Origin of the sequence: Coprococcus intestinihominis (genome assembly GCF_040096555.1) — a bacterium.
Classification (GTDB): Bacteria; Bacillota; Clostridia; order Lachnospirales; family Lachnospiraceae; genus Coprococcus_A; species Coprococcus_A intestinihominis.
This window is the reverse complement of record NZ_JBBMEK010000385.1, coordinates 1-2,080: the sequence shown is the minus strand read 5'-3', so window position 1 is coordinate 2,080 and position 2,080 is coordinate 1. Positions and strand designations below refer to the sequence as shown.

The 2,080-nt window shown below is 43.7% G+C and carries 2 protein-coding genes and 1 pseudogene; 2 read left to right on the top strand and 1 reads right to left on the bottom strand.

Annotated features, from left to right (window positions below; all coding sequences use genetic code 11):
- Positions 1-741, bottom strand: a 741-nt coding sequence (gene argH, locus WMO25_RS17455; protein ID WP_349086460.1) for an argininosuccinate lyase, incomplete at its 3' end; no start/stop codon positions are given.
- Between the two features lie 285 nt (positions 742-1,026).
- Between argH and rpsO the strand changes: the two genes are divergently transcribed.
- Positions 1,027-1,293, top strand: a complete 267-nt coding sequence (gene rpsO, locus WMO25_RS17450) for a 30S ribosomal protein S15 (protein ID WP_015515477.1) — start codon at positions 1,027-1,029, stop codon at positions 1,291-1,293.
- Between the two features lie 203 nt (positions 1,294-1,496).
- A pseudogene (locus WMO25_RS17445) lies at positions 1,497-2,080 on the top strand (polyribonucleotide nucleotidyltransferase); the annotation flags it as partial.

The following is a 2,080-nucleotide window of genomic DNA, read 5'->3' as shown; positions in this document are numbered from 1 at the left end:
ATGCATCATGATCGTGGACAGGGCACTGAGGTATTCGATGAGGTAGTCTCTGTCGGATACAGAATCCATACTGTTGAGGGTTGGGCCTGTGAAACCGAGAAGGCTGGCTGTATATTCACGATCCAGGGGATAAGTTGTGCCTGCCAGCGCACCTGCACCCAACGGGCAGTAGTTCATACGCTCATGAATGTCATGGAGTCTTGAACGGTCACGCTTGAACATTTCGAAGTAAGCACCGATGTGGTGAGCCAGTGTAACCGGCTGTGCTTTCTGCAGATGTGTAAAGCCCGGCATATAAGTATCGATGTGTTCTTTCATCAGATCAAGCAGTGTGGTCATCAGTTCCTTGACCAGTTCGTCTGTTGCCAGAACTTCATCGCGGGTGTAGAGTTTCATATCAAGGGCTACCTGGTCATTACGGCTGCGTCCTGTATGGAGCTTCTTGCCGGTATCACCGGTGCGTTCAATCAGGACAGATTCCACGAAGCTGTGGATATCTTCATATTCCTCTGTAATCTGTAATTTGCCGGATTCGATATCGCTGCAGATTTCTTTCAGTGCTGAGATAATGGTATCACGTTCAGCATCTGTGATGATTGCCTGTTTGGCAAGCATTGTGACATGGGCGATACTGCCCTGAATATCCTGATGATAGAACTTCTGATCGAAAGTGATCGAAGCATTAAAGTTATGTACAAGCTGGTTTTCTTCTTTGGTAAAGCGTCCGCCCCAGAGTTTCATCGGTTAATTCATCCTTTCCTTTATTATACTATTCAGGACTCAATTGCGAGTCCCGGCGTGGCATTCGGGTCTGCTTTGCAGACAAAGTTTTCACTGGTTTATATCTTATCGTGTTTTCAGGGGGATTGCAAGAAAAACAGTACAAATTCAATACAAAAAGTTGTTTACAACTTGATAATACTATGCTACAATGACTAAGTATGAGTTTTAACCTGTGCCCAGATCAAGGAATCTCCAACCGGATCCTGGCATAAGGCATTTATTAAGATTTAGGAGGATTTATTAATGATTACAGCAGAACAGAAAAAAGAAATCGTAGCTAAATACGGTAAGACACCTGAAGATACAGGTTCACCAGAAGTTCAGATCGCACTTTTATCAGCAAGAATCGCTGACCTTACAGAGCATCTGAAGACACACAAGAAAGACCATCATTCAAGACGTGGTATGCTTAAGATGGTTGGTCAGAGACGTGGCTTACTTGATTACCTGAAGAAGACAGATATCGAGAGATACAGAGCTATCGTTGAGAAGTTAGGTTTAAGAAGATAATTATTATCTATCATGGGGCTGTCGGTAAAGGTATTATGCGGCAGCCCTGTTTGCGTTGCACGAACTATCAGGAGCATCTGGAAATTCCAGAATTGTTACTGTCCGAGACCACTGAAAAGTTAATCAGAGCGAGGCATTGGTTGATTATTCAGTAGTTTCGGAAGGCTCCTGAGAAATTTATAATTTATAAAAGGAGATTGAAAATGGCAAAAGAATACAAAAGTTTTTCCATGGAACTTGCCGGCAGAACACTTCGTGTAGAAGTAGGACATGTTGCTGCTCAGGCAAATGGCGCTGCCCTTATGTATTATGGTGACACATGTGTGTTATCAACAGCAACAGCTTCAGAGAAACCGAGAGATGGTATTGATTTCTTCCCGTTAAGTGTTGAATTTGAAGAGAAGATGTACTCGGTAGGCAAGATTCCGGGCGGTTTCAACAAGCGTGAAGGTAAGGCAAGCGAGAATGCGGTTCTTACAGCGAGAGTTATCGACAGACCGATGCGTCCGCTCTTCCCTAAGGATTATAGAAATGATGTGACACTGAACAATCTTGTTTTGTGTGTAGATCAGACATGCAGCCCTGAGCTGACAGCAATGCTTGGTTCTGCCATTGCAACATGTATTTCTGATATTCCATTTGATGGCCCGTGTGCCATGACACAGGTTGGCATGATTAATGGTGAGTTTATTATTAACCCATCCAATGAGCAGAAATCCGTATCCGATCTTGCACTGACAGTCGCTTCTACTCGTGAGAAAGTAATTATGATTGAGGCAGGTGCCAA